The sequence below is a fragment of the Desulfospira joergensenii DSM 10085 genome, from assembly GCF_000420085.1.
GTDB classification, from domain to species: Bacteria; Desulfobacterota; Desulfobacteria; order Desulfobacterales; family Desulfobacteraceae; genus Desulfospira; species Desulfospira joergensenii.
On the sequence record NZ_ATUG01000001.1, the window covers coordinates 148314 to 165984 of the forward strand.

Genomic DNA, 17671 nt, shown 5'->3' on the forward strand with positions numbered 1-17671 from the left:
CTTAAAAACCCTATGATCCTTTCGACCCTGAGATTAAAGCTTCTTTTCACCGACCGCCGGCAGATTGTGGAAGACATTGCCAAGGTTGCCAGTTCCAATGGACTGAACATCATCTCCATGGAGGTGGAAAACAAAGGAAACCAGACCCTGATCTATATTGAGACCCGGGGATCCAAAACTTCTCCCCCCGATGACCGGATCATTGAAAGCCTGCGGCAGATACCGGACCTCATTTTCATCACCCGGATCAACTCCATGCCCCTGGAAATCCGTGAAAAAAGACTGGAAGTTATCCTGGACAGCATCAGCGACGGTATTATCTCCGTTGACCGGACCGGACGGATCACCTTTATCAACCCTGTGGCCAAGAAGATGTACGGCTGGAACCAGACCCGGCTCACCGGACGAAAACTCACGGATCTCCCCCTGGAGAACAGGGACATCCTGGACTGCCTCCAGGGGAAATCTTTTCATAATAAAAAGAGAAATATCATCTCCCCCAATGGACGATTCCAGTTTTTTTCCGCCGGCATTGCCATTGAGGATGCAAAAGGGGAAATCACCGATGCCGTGGAGATCATGCGGGACATGAAAGAGATCAAGGAACTGGCAGATGAGGTGACCGCCCCTTCCCAGTTTACCTTCAGCGACATCATCGGCACCAGCGCCCCCCTCATGGATGCCATTTCCTTTGCCCAGAAGATCTCTGTTTCCTCTTCCATCGTGTCCATCCGGGGCGAAAGCGGCACGGGCAAGGAACTTTTTGCCAAAGCCATCCATAACCAAAGCGGAAGAAGGGGAGAATTTGTGGCGGTCAACTGCGCGGCCCTGCCCGAATCCCTTCTGGAAAGCGAATTGTTCGGCTATGAAAAGGGCAGTTTTACCGGGGCTGAAAAAAAGGGCAAACAGGGGCTGTTTGAAACCGCGGATAAGGGCACTCTGTTCCTGGACGAAATCGCAGACATGCCCATGGGATCCCAGGCAAAGATCCTGCGGGTAATCCAGGAAAAAAGCGTCCGGCGCATCGGCGGGGTCCGGGAGATCCCCGTGGACACCCGGATCATCACGGCCACCAGCCGGCTCATCGAACAGATGATCAAAGAGAATCAATTCAGGGAGGATCTTTACTACAGGATCAATGTTCTGCCCATCCACGTTCCCCCGCTCAAGGAGAGAAAAGAGGACATCCCTCCCCTGGCCGAACATTTTTTATCCAGAATTGCCAAACAGGTGGGATCGGTTCCCAAAGCGCTTTCCATGGAATCCCGGGAAAAACTCATGGACCATGACTGGCCCGGAAATGTCCGGGAACTGAAAAATGTGATCGAACGGGGAGCCATTATTTCAGACAGGGATATCATCGAGCCCCAGGCCGTCATATTCGGTCATGAAATTGAAAAGACCATCCGGGAACTCAGATCAGGGTCCGGTTCTGTGAATGAATCCGGATCTTCCCTCAAAAAGATGGTGGGACGATATGAACGGGATGTGATCGAATCTGCCCTGGCCAGGCATCCCAGCATCCGCAAAACAGCCCGTGCCCTGGGCATATCCCACACGGCCATGATCAATAAAATGAGAAAGTACAATATTTCGAATAGAAACTCTGGAACTAAACAGTAAAGGAGGCGCCGCTTTTTTTGTTGGCGAAGCGGTCGGAACCGGTCCTTCTGTCGCCCCCTTTTCTTCGGTTGTTCCTGAAGGAGAGGCTGACGAAAACACCGTCCCGGACGCTGCTTCTTCGGTCGGTCTTGGATCTGCGCCTGTCCTTTTTCAGTTTTCTGGTTACGGTTTTTCTGCGCTCGGAAAACCCCCTTATCTCACGGAGAGAATCAACGGCCTCATTCTGAATGGGTAATATTTTATAGTCAAATACCATGGGAACATCCAAAGTTAAAAGGTTATTCCTTCTTTATGACCATACCCATCGTCATGTGTGACGCGAGACTTTAATCTAAAATCTCAAGGATCGTCAACTCCCATTCCCATTCAAAACAGAGGCTTTCCAGGAAAGACGCGGGTTTTCACCCTTTTTATTTTTTTGGGTTAACATCTTCAATATACTGATGAATTCTCAGGAAAGGGGTATACTTGGAGTCGCTTTCTTCAATATGTTTGACCAGCCAGTCCCGAAGTTCCAGAATCGACTCCATGGTCAGGTTGTCCACGTCTTCAACAATTTCCCTTCGCAGATTGATGGTATTTTTAATGAACTTGCGATGCTTCTTGATATGGGTTTCGTAGTCTGGATACCCCTTTTTCTTTAAAATTCTTTCTTCGGAGGCAAAAAAGAGTTTGCCATAGTCGTTGATATCGGAAATCAAGCCGGCAAAGGCCTTGGCCTCGCCTTTCTCCAGTTTCAGGTCGATGAGCATGTTGAACAATTCAAACATCTTTTTCTGGTGGTTGTCAATCTCCTCAATGTCCACCCCGTACTTGGGATCCCATTCCATTTTATTCTCTTCTTTCTGGCTCATATTTATCTTTCTCCTTTATTTATTCTTTTGGGTCTTCTTATTCAACCATAGGGTTCCCAGCACAGCCACGGAAACCACCAGAGCCGTTATAGCGGCAAAGATGAATCCATTCTCTCCGAATCTCGGGTAGATCACCCGGGGAACCAGGTACATGTATAAAAAACAGTGAAACAGACCGATTCCGATAATGCGGGGCCAGGCTCTTTTCATTTTATCCGCTGATCCGTTCCAGAATCCGGGCATGGATATTATCGAATCCTCCGTTGGACATGATCAGAACCAGGTCATCCCTTTGCAGAACCGGGGGCAAAAATTCCAGGATATCATCCACCCGTTCAAAACAGCGGGCTTCTACGCCCAGGCTGTTGATGTCCGATGCCAGTTTCTCCGGGGAAAAGCGTTCCGGGTCCGGGATGTCCTTTTTCACGCAGGGTTTACAGATGCAGACCATGTCCGCTTCCGTAAAGGCTCCTGGATAACTGTCCTGGAAAAACCGGCGCATGCTGGTATTGGTCCTGGGTTCAAAAACGGCAATCACCCTGCCCTGTCTGTAAAAAGGCCGGACTGCGGCAATGGTTTCCCGGACCGCGGAAGGATGGTGGGCGAAATCATCCATAATTGTTATTCCTGATTTTATGCCCCGGATTTCCTGGCGCCGCTTGATCCCGGAAAAAGAGGCCATGGCCTTTTGGATCTGCTCCGGTTCAATTCCGATTTTTTGGGCGGCGGCGGCACAGGCCAGAAAATTTAAAAGATTATGGTGGCCCACCAGTTTGGTCTCAAGGTTATAGGATCTGCCGGGTCCGTGGATCCCGGCCAGGGTAAACCCGCCCTTGATTTCATGGTCGCTTGCATACCAGTCCCCCGGCCCTTCCCTGCCCTGCCCGTATGTCTCCATGGATGCCCGGCAGGACTCCAGAATCTCCATGAGGGTCTCGTTTTCCAGGCAGGCGATAATATGGGATGAAGGCTGGATCTTCTTTACAAAGTCGGCAAAGATCACCCGGATATGGTCAAGATCCCTGAAGATATCGGCATGGTCAAACTCGACCCCGGTCATGATGGTGATATGGGGATCATAGTGCATGAACTTGGGGCCCTTGTCAAAAAAGGCCGTATCATACTCATCCCCTTCAATCACCATGTACTCCCCCATGCCGATCCTGAAGCTGGAATGATAATCCTTTAGAATGCCGCCGATCATAAAGGACGGGTCCATGCCGGCACAGGTCAGGATATGGGCCATGATGGAAGAGGTGGTGGTCTTGCCGTGGGTGCCGGTCACCAGGATGATCTTCTTGTCCGAGGCAATAAACCGGTTCACGGCCTGGGGCATGGAAAGATAGGGGATATCCCTCTCCATCACGGCCCTGGCCTCGGGATTGTCCCGGGTCACGGCATTGCCGATGATCACCAGGTCCGGCTTTTCGTCCAGGTTGGCCGGGTCAAATCCGGAAAAGAGCTTTACCCCTTTTTCAGCCAGAAAATCGCTCATGGGCGGATAAACGTTCCGGTCCGATCCCGTCACCCCGTGCCCCATTTCCTTGAGAATGCAGGCAAGGGTTCCCATGCCTGTACCGCAGGCGGCAACAAGATGAATTTTAAGGGGGGAAGGTTTGATCTTTCCGGCCATTATTTTTCCAGACCGGCCATCACAGTCTCGGCCGCCTGGATGCTCTCCTGAATATCCGGGTCCGTATGGGCCAGGGACACAAAACAGGCCTCAAACTGGGAAGGTGCTAGATAGACCCCCTGTTCCAGCATGCCCCTGTAAAAGGCGGCAAAACGGTTAAGGTTGCAGGTCTTTGCATCATCGAAATTGTGCACGGCCCGATCCGTAAAGAAAAAGCCGGCCATGGAGCCGACGCTTCCGGATTGAAATGGGATCCCGGCCTGGTCTGCCGCAGCCTTAAAACCCGACATCAGGGTATGGGCCTTTTGTTCCAGGGCCTCATACACTCCCTCCTCCCGGAGGGCGGTCAGGGTAGCGATTCCCGCGGCCATGGCCAAAGGATTCCCGGACAGGGTCCCGGCCTGGTAGATGGATCCGGTTGGGGCGATTCCCTCCATGATCTCCTTTCTGCCGCCGTAGGCCCCCACGGGCAGTCCGCCCCCGATAACCTTGCCGAAACAGGACAGATCCGGGGTGATATTGAATAGTCCCTGGGCAGATCCCTTGTCCACCCGGAATCCGGTCATGACCTCGTCAAAGATCAGCAGGGCCCCGTGTCTGGCGGTCAGTTCCCTCAAGCTCTCCAGAAATCCCTCCACCGGCCGGACCATACCCATATTGCCGGCCACAGGCTCCAGGATCACACAGGCCACCTTGTCCCCCATCTCTTCCATGACCCGGGCAAAGCCTTCCCTATCGTTATAGGTCAGGGAAAGGGTGTTTTTAATGACAGCGTCGGGGACTCCGGGACTGCCGGGAATCCCCAGGGTGGCGATTCCCGAACCGGCCGCCACCAGCAGGGTATCGGCATGACCGTGGTAGCAGCCGTCAAATTTGATAATGATATCCCGGCCGGTGTATCCCCGGGCCAGGCGGACTGCGCTCATGGTAGCCTCGGTGCCCGAGTTCACCATCCGGACCATATCCAGGGAGGGTACCATATCCCTGACCAGGGCGGCCAGCCGGGTTTCAAGCTCCGTGGGCGCACCGAAACTGGTTCCGGTTTCCAGAACCTCCTCCAGGGCCTTGATCACCTGGGGCGGCCGATGCCCCAGAATCAGGGGGCCCCAGGACAATACATAATCGATATAGGTATTTCCATCGGCATCATAGAGACGGCTCTTGTCCCCCTTCTCGATAAAAACCGGCTGCCCGCCCACGGAACCGCAGGCCCGTACCGGTGAATTCACGCCCCCGGGAATCAGTTCCCTGGCTTCGGCAAACAATGTATTTGATCTTGTTCTTGTCATTCTGGTTTCCCCTGTGATGATGGATAAAGCAGCCAAAAATCAGGAGCAGAAAGCCGGGCCGGAAATTTTCGTCTCTCCATTCATGCCGCTCCTTTCAGCCATTCAACCTGGCCCAACAAACAAGGAAGTATATCAGACCTGTATTTAAGGGGTCAACCGGTAAATCTGAAATCCGCAATGGAAATACAAAAAAGCATTGACTTCCCAAAGAAACGCTGATATTTTTCTCGAGTTAATTTTTCGGGGCCATTAGCTCAATTGGTAGAGCAACTGACTCTTAATCAGTAGGTCCAAGGTTCGATCCCTTGATGGCCCACCACCGGAAACAAAGGCCGATCCGCTTCTGAAAAGCGTTTCGGCTTTTTTGTTTTTTGATCCATATTCTGGCACAAGTTGGCATATCTGGACCGATTTACAACAAGGCGTTGTAAATCCTGTTGTAACTTTTTCACAATAAAAGAGGGGGGACTATGTGAGCCTCCTCTCTTTTTTAAAATCTAAAAAATGATTTTTATGGATTTCTGATAAGCCTTCGAAAAGCAGGATACTAAAGTTGAATTCTCATCCGGAAGAGGCACCCCCAGATGTAGTGGTCAATATATTTGGGTGAAAGCGACGGATAATAGACACATTGAACGCTTCGCTTTTATTCTACTCTCTGACGTCGAAACCCATTCATCTTTTTTGTCGCAATTAATACGATTATTATATAAAATATCCTCATAAATAATTATATATATTTTCAAATAGTTACTTCCTTGACATGTGCTTATAGGTCATATATTTATTCTCAACAAAAATACATATAGAAAATTTGTCGTATTGTTCCAAATAATTGAAACTTTTAGTAAAGGAAATCAAAATGGAAATCGACAAGATATTTAGTTTTTTAACCTACCCTGGAAAAAACGCTGAAGAACAACCGGAAATAGGTGGTGTTGAGATCCCTAAAAAAGGAAAGATTTTTAAAATGTTAAATGACATTTTTAAAAATTCTGAGGTTGACTGCAAGATTCCCATTATTTTCACATCAGAAAATGATGATCAGAAAAATGACGTGAAAGATGAAATTTTAGCTCTCATGGAAAGTGGGTCAATTGATGACGGGCTTATTTTGGCAAACCGTTTGCAATCGGTTACAACTAAAACATCTGGAATGGGACTGCTTTTCTTTACAATTGGATACAACGATAAAAATTCGAAAATGATTATATCAAGATTTCCTGCCGATGAAGGGATCGTTGCTGAAAAAAAATCAGAGGCTCTGAAAGTCGAATTTGTTGAGCAAGTTTTTTTAAAGAATGCATATTCTTATAAATCAGTACTATATCAATGCAATATAGAATCTCCTAACTTGTGGAAAGGGTTAGCGGTAGACAAACAAGCGTTACCAGGTGGCAAAGAAATTGCCGGTTACTGGATCAGCTCATTCCTAAAGTCTGATTTTCAAACCACACCACGACAAGGGACTAAAAGGCTTGCTCTTGCATTACGAGACGCAATAAAAAAAAGTAATGACCCATCTATAAAACATGAAATAACATCATCGGTAAAATTGGCAACAAATATAACCAATAAGGCAATGGCCATCTCAGAATTCTGTAAGTTATTTCATTTATCACCTGAAGCTACAAAAGCTGTGTCTCAGAATGTGAATCCGACCAGACTACTTGAAGATAAATTTGTTTTTGATAAAGAAGAATTTCAAAAGTATTTACCTTATAAAATGATTGAATTAAGTAACGGAGCAATATTAACAGCTGAATCCGCTGAATTTGATAACTGTTTTAAGTCAGAGAAACGAAACAATAGCCCAGAGATAAAATTCACGACTGTTGGATCTATTGTTGATGAGAAATTCAAAAGGACAAAATAATTAATGGACCTTAAAGACAAATACTTGCTACGCTATACGAAATATTTGAAGTCTATTTCCAAAAGGATATCAAAGAAATTGTCTAACGAGTTAGAAGCCTTCCAAAGAATAGACAGGATAATTGCAAGACCTAAATCTCTTGATAGATTTATTATAAAAGCACAAAAAGAAGAGAATGGGTCCCCTAAATATTCAGATCCTTTGAATCAAATTCAAGATCAGATAGGAGCACGAATAATTGTTTTTTATTTAGAAGATGTCGAGGTGGTTGCTTCTGAGATAGAAGCATATTACCGATCAATTGAGAAAAGACAACTGATCCCTGAATCGGAGAATGAATTTGGGTATGTCGGAAAACACTATGTATTGATGATTCCTGAAGATGTTGTAGATGATGAAATGGATCGCACACAATTGCCAGAATTTTTCGAACTTCAAATTAAAACCCTCTTTCAACATGCATGGAGCGAAGCAAATCATGATTTAGGCTACAAACAAGATCAGCCGTTAACATCACATCAAAAAAGAAAACTTGCCTTTACCGCAGCTCAAGCTTGGGGCGCGGATCTTATATTTTCAGAATTGCACTCTAATTTATGAAATCGTGGGACACCTTACCTATTCATCAAAAAAAGGGAGGGAAATCGACGTTTAACCCTTAGAGCGGGGTTAGAGTATTATTAAATGGTGAGGACTTCGTAATTACCAGTGTGGATTCCCAAAGCCCCAAAATAGTGTGGACTATCCCTGTCAGCCTTGTCGCAAGAAAACCCTACCCCCACCACTCAATGCTTATGCTATTGAATGCCGCTTTCAATTAGGCTTGGGCGACCGATAATAGACACATTGTGGGTATTATGATTCCTCAAAATTTCAACGTTGGAGTTCAGGGGGCCACCGACCGCAGGAAGGGAACAAGGTTCCACTAAATTTTGTTGAGAGCAATACTTTTGAAAATTGCCACAGAATATAGAAAAAGCTGCCCCTTGTGGTCCACTGCAATGATTTATTCGGTTTCAAGTTTGAAAAGCATACTCAGCTTTTTGTAATGCCATTTTTGCCGCTTGAAGTTTGTCTGATTTTACCAATATATAGTCAGTATCAAATGTTGATATTGCAAAAATACTGATTTTTTTTGGCCAGTACAGCAGAAATATCTGCCAAGATTCCAGTTAAAGAAAAATCCAGAGGCCCAAGAACTTTGATGCAGGACCAATCGTCTTCTGAACTATCTGAATTCAAAAGCACAGACGAAGAACAGACGATTGATAATTCATCATCGGTTTTACTGATACTGTAAAATTTGCCTTCGAAGACTTGATTTGGAATTTCAATATTTGGCGAAAGCCGATGGATTGTGAAAAGGCATTCAAGAACGCATAAGTTTAATTTCATTTCTCTATCTTACTGTTTAATTATGTGACTGAAACCGAACATTAATTATGTTGCTGCACGTTTTTAGACGGATTGGCCCAAAATCTGCTTTTTTTGCATCGCTGGGTCAAAAACCCGCATTTGTCAGTAAAACGCTTTACCAGACTGCTTTCACGTAAATCCCAGACTTGTCGGGCAAGCCACAATTTATTGTTATTTTAATGGATATATTGCAACCCTATAATTTACAAGAAAAATATCAGGCCTTGTGAGAAATACCAAGGTCCACAATCATGGTCTCATTCATCTCAGCGTTTGATTCCTGAATCAAATCTGGCCCAAGATGTTGTGGTTTGAAATTTTACAGCAAAGCGATGGATAATAGACTTAGGGCTCACCAGGTTGTGTCCTAAAATTTTACCAATTTTTATTTCTGATTGACAAAATAAATACCAGTACCCACAAGCACAAGAGCACAAAGGAGAAAAGAAGTTATTGGCTCTCCGAGAAGAAATGCTCCTGCCATAACCCCGAAAAGAGGAGTTAGAAAAGTGAACGGCGCAATGCGAGAGACTGGATATTTTCGGATGAGCCAGAACCAGACAACATAAGTAATAAAAGCGATCCATATGATTTGGTAAATAAGACATGCTATAGCAACATAGTTCAAGACTAAAATCCCTCCTTCTTCCAAGAATACGGAGGTCGTCAACAGGATGGGAGCCGACACCAATAATTGGTAAAGCAGGACCTTGCTGGGAGAAACGTTGGTTAGGGGACTGGCCTTGATGAGCACTGTGCCTGCCCCCCATGCTACTGCTGCACCCAGAAGCATTATATCCCCAATTAACATTTCCTGGGTCGGCAAGTTTAATGATTCATGAAACGCTACAATGATGCCGCTAAATGCCATTATCAACCCCAAAATCTGAATTCGAGTCAAACTTTCTGTTTTTAAAAAAAGCTGAGCGCCTAATGCCACTACAAAGGGAGCAGTATTTAATAAAATTACAGCCCTGGAGGCGTTTGTAAATTCAAGGCCCCAAAATAATAAGATAAATTGAACTGAGAAAAAAAATCCTGCTAATATGCCCCACCAAATAGTACCATCCTTTTCAAACACAGACTTTCCCCGGAAGAACATCCAAAGCAGCACTATAAAAGCAGAACATGTGGAACGGATACCTGCTTGGAGCACCGGTGGTATCACGGCGATACATATCTTTATAGCTACCTGATTCAATCCCCATGAGACACAAAGGATTACAAGTAGAATAACCCCCTTAATGTCGACATATACTTTATCCTGCTTCATCGCCTTAATCCCCATATTTATTGTTTTTTGACCATATGAATCTATTGAACAAAACTAATTTACATTTGACGGAATTGATCGAAGGTGAAATAATTTAGAACGCGATGTGGAACTCTCAATACCCTTGTTTGAGTTCTCGATATTCGGACACTTGAAACGGTAAATGCTTGAATGCAGATTTTAATGTGAGATTGAATGACCAAAGATTCTCCTTGAGTCAAGCATTTTTCACGGCCCCCAGCCCAAGTGGTCCAAACAATGCCGGAAATACATGAAATATTGACTTCTCCCGCACAAATGTTGAAGACCTGATTCTTAGCCAATTGAAAAGATTGTTCCGGACTTAATTTCATCAGTTTTGATCTCATGAATCCCCCATTTTGATTACGTTTTTGACGATAATTTAGGGAATTCAACAGGATAAAATAAGCAGCAAATGACAAAAATATTTAAGGCACAGCAGTCCTTTTCTGTCATCTGTACCCAAAAATCAAACCCAAACTGTGTCTTTTTAAATTGAGGAAATTGAATTAAAATATATCGAATAAGGTAACAATAGTTATCAGATTTTGGCCAAAAGTAATTTGTAGGATGATAACCATGCGGACTCCACGATACGAGCAAATAGCAGAAAAAATTGTAACCTTGATTCATAGCGGAGCTTTAAAAGAAGGTGATAAAATTCCTTCCATCAGACAACTAAGCCATGAACTGTCTGTCGGCGTGAACACCGTTAAAGAGGCTTATTGGCGCCTGGAAGACCGGAATTACATTACTGTCGTACCCCAATCGGGTTATTACGTCAAAAATCGTTTTAACGAACGAGTAGAACCATCCGAGCAAGACTTAAAGCAGTTGGATCCCAAAAAGGTTACGTTCTGCCGTGTTTACAGTATGTTTCGAGACAATGCGTTCGATAAAAACGGGATCAGCCTTGCCCTTTCCGGCGTTGCTCCCGACTTATGGCCCAAAAAACGTTTTGGCCGTTATCTGATGGACGCTGCAAGTGACAATGATCTCTTGGCCGCAGAATACCTCCTGCCACCTGGTTACACATTACTCAGACAACAAATTGCAAGATTGGGTTTGTCAGCAGGACTGACACTCTCTCCAGATGACATTATAGTCACCAATGGTTGCCAGGAGGCCATTTTTCTGGCGTTGATGGCATTATGCAAACCAGGGGATACCATCGTTTTGGAGAGCCCCACGTACTTTAACCTGCTTCAACTGTTGCAGGCGCTGAATTTGAAAGTGATTGAAATTCCCAGCTCTCCAGAAGAAGGTATCTCTTTGGACACGCTTAAATTTGTAATTGAAAATCACCCGGTAAAAGTTGTTTTTTCCATACCTAATTTTAATAATCCGAGAGGTTTTGTCATGCCGTCCTGGAAGAAAAAGGAGATGGCCTGGCTCCTGGAGCAGAGCAAAATTCCCCTGATAGAAGATGATATTTATGGTGATCTTTATTTTCACCGGCGGCCGGATGCTTGCAAAAGTCATGATGAAACAGGAAACGTGCTTTACTGCTCATCCTTTTCCAAAACCATCGCCCCTGGTTTGCGTATTGGATGGATCGCACCAGGCAAATTTTATGAGTCAGTAATAGAAATGAAGATGCTGTTGAACATCTCGACCGCATCTGTTAACCAAATTGCGGTTGCCTGTTTTTTAGCCAAGGGTGGGTACGAAAGACATTTACGTAAGGTCAAGGGGAAATTAATAGAAAACGTTCAATCCATGCGGAATGAAATATTACTTCATTTTCCAGACTCAACCCGGGTCTCCAATCCTTCCGGTGGATCATTTTTATGGGTGGAATTACCTGAACCTATTGATACTGAACAGATTTATCAGGACGCATTGGCTGAAAATATCCTCTTTTCCCCTGGTCATTTATTTTCGCTACAAAATAAATTTACAAACTGCATGAGACTAAGCGCCAGTACATGGAACTTAAAAGTAGCCGATACAATCCAAATCCTTGGCAGGCTTTGTAAACGTTAATTGGCGGTTTTTATTTTTTCCACACATGTAAGGCTGAAATATGGATAAATACCTAATTCGAAATACGTTACCAACTGACCACCAGCGAGTCATATCTGTTATGCCAGATTGGTGGGATGGTCGTGATCTACGATCTATGCTTCCTAAAGTATTTTTTGTTCATTTTTGTTCCAATTCATTTGTTGTTGAAGCATCGGATCAATTAATTGGTTTTCTTGTGGGCTTTATGTCACAAACAGATGAAAATGTCGGTTATATACATTTTGCAGGTGTTCATCCACAATTCAGAAAAGAAGGAATTGGACGAAAACTATATAATCAGTTTTTTAAGCAGTGTGAATTGAAAAACAGAACAATTATTAGAGCATGCACGTCGCCCGTTAACAAGCTTTCGATTACCTTTCATCAACGTATGGGATTTATAATTGAAGCTGGGGATGGTGAAATAGACGGGATACCGGTTACTTCGAATTACCTGGAAATCAATAACCCGAAAGTTTTATTCAGGCGTGAGATATAAAGACCAATCACTGGACGGGACCGCGGGAAGCCTAACTGCTTTTTCAAACTCTTTGGCACGGCCCGTCAGTTTAAACGTTAAAAAGTAAATTTTATACAATAAACTGTTGCCTCGGTAGCCCCTCAAAAAACAGTAGATTTTGACAACTTTTCTATTGATCAATTGAGTAATTCCAGGGCGTTGACTGATGGTATGAGCTATCGCTTTTTCTTCTGATCCCCACACCCAATATGTGGTAGTCGGGTCAATTCTGAACTCATGAGACGAAAATCAGGTTAATTGGAGATTAACCATCCCCTGCTGGAAAAATTAACTGTAAAGTTAATATATTATTTTCATGATTTGCTGATTAAATTTAATACATCATTAAACTGAATGGTTTTATCGTGAGAAAAGGTGCGGTAATGGTGCAAAGTCTATAAATTATGTATGGTTAGTTGTCAAAAAGATCAGGATAAAGCTTTTTTTTGCAATCCGGACAAATACCATGACTGAATTCAACCCCGGCATGGTCCCGGATGTAGACTTCTACCTGGTGCCAATATCCCTGATCGTCACGAATTTTTTTGCATGCGGAGCAGATGGGTAGCAATTCACTCAATTGATTCACTTTGTACAAGGCAGCCTTTAATTTTTCAATGCTTTTCTTCAATGCCTGCGTACGCTCATCCACACGCTTCTCCAGTTCCAGATTCAATGTTTTCAAATCTTCCAATGCCTGCTTTTGTGCCGTTATATCTTCAACAAAAAGAAGAATGCCACCGATATCCTTTCCCTTATACCAGGGTTGGATTTCCCAGCGTAGCCAGAGAACAGTTCCGTCAAGCCGGACAAATTTATCTTCCGGCATTGAGATGGCTTCTCCGCATATCCCCCGTTGATGAAATTCTTTCCACCGGTCTGAGATTTCGGGAAATACATCATAATGGGATCGCCCTGTTAGTTTGCGGTCACCAAGATTATAATCTGTCAGCCATCGTTTGCTTGCAGCGAGATATTTCATATGACGATCAAATATCGCAATGGGCAGCGGTGACTGTTCAATAAGTGTCAGCCAGTTATCTGTAATTATTGTTTTCACAATATATCCTCCAAAGATATGAATGCTGGTATTCAACGACTCGATAAAAAATTGACTGTCTTGAAAAAGAATTTATCGGGGTCTGGTAGAAAAGGCATAATTCCCGTTTGAGATAGAGGCTGATGCGGATTTTTAACCGCAGACATATTTGAATATTTTTTGAGACAGTTTACTCTGAGAGTAGTAAACATCCCTGTCCGAAAAAATCAACTGTAAAGTTAATATATTATGAACCAACTTACATGTAACGCGGCACACAATCACAGATTTTCTTGCATGCAATCTCAGATATTTAAAAATCAATTTTGTAGAGTACCATTCTATAAACCTGATTTTCGTGAGTTCCTGCTCTGAGCTGGTAAAAGGCGGACAATAATGTAGTAAGTTTACTCGTTAACGGTCGACTTGCCGCTTGAAATCCTTATTAGTCTTCATGATGAAACTTACTATTACGAACAGGTAAAGGATAATTAGGATTGGGAAGAATGTTGCTGAAATTTCAACTCTGGCTATTTGTTCTATATATATTCTGACTAAAATTATCCCGATCAATATATTAGTGTAAGATAATATCCAATACACCATTGCAGAAACTTTATTAATAGTGGCGTTCATTCTTGAAGGATGAAGCCAGTATTCCTTATTTGGAATATTAATTCCACTTGGTGCGACCCGAATAAAAAAATCAGCGACCCCATATCCTATTAATGTGTAAACGACCAAGAATATCAACTGCACGATCAGAAATGTTATTTTCGTCGAATTAGCACCACTTCCCATTAAATTAAAAGAAGTCGATACGATCTGTTGAGGAAGGAATGGATACGTAACTAATACCGAAAGCATAATCACCAGCATTGACAAGAAATAGAAATTTTTTGAACGTTTTTTATTATACTGTAAACTCATAGAACCCCTTGCTCATGAATAGGTCGAAAATCAGCAATATTGGAGAGTAACCTTATTTTCGATTCCATTTCAAGCCCAATAAAAAAATCAGGTTTATACATCGAGATATTGTCAGAAATGGACAGTTGTTTTGTACTTTTTTAAAAGAGAGATGAGTTGTTCCTATTAAGAAGGCTCTCGAAAAAGGAGGAAAACACACCACTCAGGAGCAGCCAGGGCTTCTATTTGATGAATTTCAAGATAGTGTGCCCAAGGCACCAACCCCTGCTAATTCTAACGTCTGTGATAGCCGGACACTTTCTATTCTATGCTTTTCGATTCATTACGGCGATTATTAAAAAGCCCGATCCTGAAAGAATGGACGTTATGTCGTAAGCCAAAACGCGACCATTATCAACGACATTGATAAATCCATTAAAAACCAATAGAGCGCCAATCAATATCAAGAGGTTTTTTTTCATTTCATTTGTTTTCCTAAAATATAACTAATTGTGGAAGTCTGGATAATATGTAAAATCTAATGTTATTTAAACATTTTAAGAGGATTGTCCCTAAATCTGATCTTCTTCAGGGCTGGCCCAAAGGATATGCCGTTTATTCACAAAAAGGACTTTATGTTTAACACTTGGATCCTCTATCTCGGCTTTGTATAAAGTGGCACCATTTAAAACAATGAATTCTCCCAGGGAGCTGCTCACAAGATCGCTGAGTCTATCATAGCCATTTTCCTGATTAATGTTCACCTGGCCGTTGACTTTGGTGCCATCTACCAAATTCCATGCTGAAAGCCTTTTTGCTTTGTGTGAGATGCCTTCCGGGTCCGACAAATTCCCCATTCCACTTCAGGGGATTAATAATCAATTCCGGGCTGGGGTTCTATTTCCTTTTCATAGGCGTGTTTGATCTCCCTCACCTCACTGACCGTGTCCGCCCTCTGAATCACATCCGGATGAGCATCCCTTCCGGTCAGGATCATGTGAAGGTGCGGCGGCTTCATGTCCAGGATCTCCATGACCTGATCCAGATCGATGAGTTTGAGTTTCAGGGCATTGTTGATCTCATCCAGGATCAGAATCTGGGCTCGTCCGGATCTGATCTTTTCCTTTACAAGCTTCACAGCATCCTGGGCATTGATCCGATGCTCGCTGTGGGGATAGGGATTGCCCTCGATTCCGCAGAATCCCTTGCCCGTGGAGACCAGTTCTACCAGTCCGTCCAGGCGCTTGACCCCGTCCCATTCCCCGGAGTAGAGATCTCCCTTCATAAACTGGATAATATCGACCTTCATTCCGTGGCCGGAGGCCCGCAGAGCCATTCCCATGGCGCTGGTGGTCTTTCCCTTCCCGTTCCCAGTGATTACCAGAATCAGTCCTTTTTTTTCCTTGGGCTCGAGTTTCTTGATTTCCATATTTCCTCTTTGTTTTCACTATATATTTTCACTATGTTTTCACTATGCTATCTTATGCTTTCTGAATTTCTTCCGAAAAGATCTCGGCCATCATGCATCTGGCACTTCCCCCGCCCACAGCCTCAATGGTATCCAGATTCATGGGCAGGATACGGCCATGGGTTTCCAGTGTTGAAATCTGCTTCCGGGTGAACCCGGTAAAAGCTGTTTGGGACATGACAATCAAAGGGATTCCCCCTGCTGAATTGACCTGAAGGATATTATGCCTGGTCCGGTTTTTCCAGAATGAGAACCGTTACCCCCTCAGCCCTGGGCCTGTCCGCCATGGCCTGGAATTCCCGGTTCGCTCTTTTATTGATCTCCTCCTCGGGGATTTACAGCCTCTTCTGGAACTCATTGTCCCGGCCGGTTTCATCGTTAAACCCAAAATCATAGTGCCTGACCATTAATACAATATCTGTGGTTCTGGAAACATCCAGCATGGTGTCCTCTATTGTTCAAGGGTTTATATTCTGTGACAATACTTTTTTATCATAAGATACAACTTTCGGTCCAGCTATGGAACCAAATTCCCGGAACTGACTCCATCTATCCACAATTATCTGGAAAAACAGGCCATTTGGTCTGGCATGTTTCTTGTTTTTCATTTTTTCATCCAGATCTTTTAAGCCATCCGCCCGCACCTTTCCCCAGATTCATTCGGGAACAGGGAGGCCGGACACAAAGAAATCAACAAAAGCAGAGGAGCAGCCTGATATGCGAAATTTTATTGTTATTGACGGACATTCAGATTACCCTGTACAGGTATTTCGGGAGCGAGAGAGCGGAAGCCGGTTTGTTATTGAAAAAAAGCACCTGCCCTTCTGCACCCAAGGCGGCGTTGCCATGGAAGTGGCCACGGTGGGCGGTGATTTCTCAAATGGGACCTGGAACGGCAAAGACCCCGGAACCGTCCTTAAAACCATAGCGTACATCCACCAGGAAATGGCCGAATCCGCGGATTCCCTGAGACTGGTCCTGACCAAAAACGATCTTGAAAAGGTAGGAGAGTCCGGCACCCTTTCCATGCTGCTGAACCTGGAAGGTGCGGCCTGCATCACAGGTAATTATCCCCTTGGAAAATACTATGAACTGGGCGTCAGGGCCATGAGCCTGACCCACAATGGCAAAAACATTTTTGCCCACGGTTGTGCGCGGGATTCCGGCCGGGGGCTCAGTGACCTGGGCAGATGTCTAATTGAAGAAATCAATGGATACGACATGATCCTGGATCTGGTGCATATCAATGAATATGGCTTCTTTGAGGCACTGGATCTTGCCCAGCGCCCGCCCGTGGTCTCCCATTCCAATGTCAAAACCATATGCAACTCTTTTCGAAACCTGACAGACGATCAGCTTAAAGCCCTTTCCCGCCGGGGGGGTGTTGTCGGGCTGAACTGCCTGGGCTTTTTGATTGACGGGGCCTTTGAGAATCAGACCATTGACAGGCTTCTGGATCATCTGGATTACATCGTTGATCTCATCGGTATCGACCATGTGGGTTTCGGACCGGATTACATTGATTACATGATCGACTTCACCCGGGAAAATCTAAAAAAATTTCCCCTGTACCGGGGCGACCTGCAGTTTGCCATTGGTGCCTCTTGTATTTCCGATATGCAGAAATTCGTTGATCGACTATTGAACAGAGGATATTTGGAGCCGGAAGTGGAAAAAATCATGAGCCTGAATTTCCTGCGCGTCTATCAGCAGAACCTTCCTGAATAGCCTATAAATTTAAAT

The 17671-nt window shown here is 44.3% G+C and carries 16 protein-coding genes, 1 tRNA gene and 1 pseudogene; 7 read left to right on the forward strand and 11 right to left on the reverse strand.

Going from position 1 to position 17671, the window contains the following annotated elements:
• The first annotated feature begins 12 nt into the window (after positions 1-12).
• On the forward strand, positions 13-1623 hold the full coding sequence (locus F608_RS0100650) for a sigma 54-interacting transcriptional regulator (protein ID WP_022663683.1): 1611 nt from the start codon (positions 13-15) through the stop codon (positions 1621-1623).
• On the opposite strand, the gene F608_RS30275 is transcribed toward F608_RS0100650, so the two are convergent.
• The 5 genes from F608_RS30275 to hemL form a co-directional block, all read right to left on the reverse strand.
• Positions 1613-1879, reverse strand: coding sequence for a hypothetical protein (locus F608_RS30275; protein WP_051148481.1), 267 nt, complete (start codon positions 1877-1879; stop codon positions 1613-1615). The genes F608_RS0100650 and F608_RS30275 overlap by 11 nt on opposite strands.
• A gap of 154 nt (positions 1880-2033) precedes the next feature.
• Positions 2034-2477: a bacteriohemerythrin gene (locus F608_RS0100660; protein ID WP_022663685.1), complete on the reverse strand. Its 444-nt coding sequence runs from the start codon at positions 2475-2477 to the stop codon at positions 2034-2036.
• A gap of 15 nt (positions 2478-2492) precedes the next feature.
• Positions 2493-2687, reverse strand: a complete 195-nt coding sequence (locus F608_RS0100665; protein ID WP_027362329.1) for a hypothetical protein — start codon at positions 2685-2687, stop codon at positions 2493-2495.
• Position 2688: 1 nt separating this feature from the next.
• Entirely contained in the window at positions 2689-4110 is a 1422-nt protein-coding gene (gene mpl / locus F608_RS0100670) for a UDP-N-acetylmuramate:L-alanyl-gamma-D-glutamyl-meso-diaminopimelate ligase (protein WP_022663687.1), read from the reverse strand.
• The gene (hemL, locus tag F608_RS0100675) at positions 4110-5399 is read right to left on the reverse strand and encodes a glutamate-1-semialdehyde 2,1-aminomutase (protein WP_027362330.1); all 1290 of its coding nucleotides are present in this window, start codon (positions 5397-5399) and stop codon (positions 4110-4112) included. The genes mpl and hemL overlap by 1 nt, the downstream gene beginning before the upstream one ends.
• 243 nt (positions 5400-5642) lie before the next feature.
• On the opposite strand from hemL, the gene F608_RS0100680 reads away from it, so the two are divergent.
• From F608_RS0100680 to F608_RS0100690, 3 genes are all read left to right on the forward strand, one after another.
• Positions 5643-5718: transfer RNA gene (locus tag F608_RS0100680), tRNA-Lys, on the forward strand.
• 543 nt (positions 5719-6261) lie between these two features.
• Positions 6262-7275, forward strand: a complete 1014-nt coding sequence (locus F608_RS0100685; RefSeq protein WP_022663689.1) for a hypothetical protein — start codon at positions 6262-6264, stop codon at positions 7273-7275.
• 3 nt (positions 7276-7278) lie between these two features.
• On the forward strand, positions 7279-7875 hold the full coding sequence (locus F608_RS0100690) for a GTP pyrophosphokinase (RefSeq protein WP_022663690.1): 597 nt from the start codon (positions 7279-7281) through the stop codon (positions 7873-7875).
• A gap of 416 nt (positions 7876-8291) precedes the next feature.
• Here the strand turns inward: F608_RS0100690 and F608_RS34070 are convergent.
• Together F608_RS34070 and F608_RS0100700 are read right to left on the reverse strand one after the other, a co-directional pair.
• Positions 8292-8670: pseudogene (locus F608_RS34070) on the reverse strand (ACT domain-containing protein).
• A 406-nt stretch (positions 8671-9076) separates the two neighbouring features.
• Positions 9077-9964, reverse strand: coding sequence for a DMT family transporter (locus F608_RS0100700; protein WP_022663691.1), 888 nt, complete (start codon positions 9962-9964; stop codon positions 9077-9079).
• A gap of 600 nt (positions 9965-10564) precedes the next feature.
• On the opposite strand from F608_RS0100700, the gene F608_RS0100705 reads away from it, so the two are divergent.
• Both F608_RS0100705 and F608_RS0100710 read left to right on the forward strand, forming a co-directional pair.
• A complete protein-coding gene (locus tag F608_RS0100705; RefSeq protein ID WP_022663692.1) occupies positions 10565-11971 on the forward strand; it encodes an aminotransferase-like domain-containing protein in 1407 nt (468 codons plus the stop codon).
• Between the two features lie 40 nt (positions 11972-12011).
• Complete coding sequence (locus tag F608_RS0100710; RefSeq protein ID WP_022663693.1) at positions 12012-12491, forward strand: GNAT family N-acetyltransferase; 480 nt, start codon at positions 12012-12014, stop codon at positions 12489-12491.
• Between the two features lie 433 nt (positions 12492-12924).
• Here F608_RS0100710 and F608_RS0100715 read toward each other — a convergent pair whose 3' ends face one another.
• The 4 genes from F608_RS0100715 to F608_RS35515 all read right to left on the reverse strand — a co-directional run bounded on the left by F608_RS0100715 (position 12925) and on the right by F608_RS35515 (position 16148).
• The gene (locus F608_RS0100715; RefSeq protein WP_022663694.1) at positions 12925-13572 is read right to left on the reverse strand and encodes a PAS domain-containing protein; all 648 of its coding nucleotides are present in this window, start codon (positions 13570-13572) and stop codon (positions 12925-12927) included.
• A 1460-nt stretch (positions 13573-15032) separates the two neighbouring features.
• Positions 15033-15317 carry a DUF6812 domain-containing protein gene (locus F608_RS0100730; RefSeq protein ID WP_022663697.1) on the reverse strand — a complete coding sequence of 95 codons (285 nt, stop codon included), beginning with the start codon at positions 15315-15317 and terminating at the stop codon, positions 15033-15035.
• A 14-nt stretch (positions 15318-15331) separates the two neighbouring features.
• Entirely contained in the window at positions 15332-15889 is a 558-nt protein-coding gene (gene cobO / locus F608_RS0100735; protein ID WP_022663698.1) for a cob(I)yrinic acid a,c-diamide adenosyltransferase, read from the reverse strand.
• A gap of 52 nt (positions 15890-15941) precedes the next feature.
• Positions 15942-16148, reverse strand: a complete 207-nt coding sequence (locus F608_RS35515; RefSeq protein WP_279615077.1) for an arginine deiminase-related protein — start codon at positions 16146-16148, stop codon at positions 15942-15944.
• A 497-nt stretch (positions 16149-16645) separates the two neighbouring features.
• On the opposite strand from F608_RS35515, the gene F608_RS0100750 reads away from it, so the two are divergent.
• Positions 16646-17656 (forward strand): dipeptidase, encoded by a 1011-nt coding sequence (locus F608_RS0100750; protein ID WP_153307424.1) that lies wholly within the window; start codon positions 16646-16648, stop codon positions 17654-17656.
• The last annotated feature ends 15 nt before the right edge of the window (positions 17657-17671 follow it).